1 pseudogene is annotated in these 813 nt (G+C 49.0%); it reads left to right on the forward strand.

Annotated elements, in window-relative coordinates:
- Nucleotides 1-813: pseudogene (locus I7X29_RS15220) on the forward strand (sugar-binding protein); the annotation flags it as partial.

Consider the following 813-nt stretch of genomic DNA (forward strand, 5'->3'; position numbering starts at 1 on the left):
TGAAGGGCTCAAAACGAGCTTTGTGTATGATGAGCGCGGCAATCTAAGCAAAGAAACTACCCCTTGGGGGCAGTCTACCTCCTACCAATATGATATCTGGAATCGCCCTATAAAGGTAACTGATTACTTAGGTAAAAGCCTGCGCACTACTTATGGAGCGAATGGCAGCAAATACAACATCCGCTCGGATAGTGATGACGACAGCTATACAAGTGAAACCTACAACGCACTCGGTTGGCTTTTGGAAAGTGAAGCGTCTACTGCCTTGGGAGCTACTGCTGTGCGCTATGAGTATGACGCCTTAGGGAGAGCTATAGGTAAAAGTGAACCTTTTGCTGCTGGTGGCAGTCCACAGGGCTGGACACGCACTGAGTACGACCGCTATGGGCGTCCTGTGCAGGTAACTACCGCTCACGGTAAGACCATTCGCACCTCTTACGATGGCTTAAAGACTACCGTAGACGATGGCACAAAGCAAATCACCACTACCCAAAATGCCATTGGCAAAACCATCAGTCAGCAAGATACGGGTGGTACCATTAAGTACACCTACTTTGGCAATGGTGCACTCAAAACTGCTAACTACGAAGGAGTAGAACAGAAAATAACCCAAGATGGTTGGGGCAGAAAGACAAGTATTACCGACCCTGCCGCAGGTGTTTATCGCTACGCTTACGACAGCTGGGGGCGTCTTACTGAGGAGACTACCCCTAAGGGTAAAACTACGCTTACCTACGAGCCCAACAGCGACCGCATTAAGAGCAAGCACTTAGTAGGCGACCATACCGATATGCTCATCCGCTATACCTATAA

Origin of the sequence: Capnocytophaga periodontitidis, from assembly GCF_016126015.1 — a bacterium.
Lineage (GTDB): Bacteria > Bacteroidota > Bacteroidia > Flavobacteriales > Flavobacteriaceae > Capnocytophaga > Capnocytophaga periodontitidis.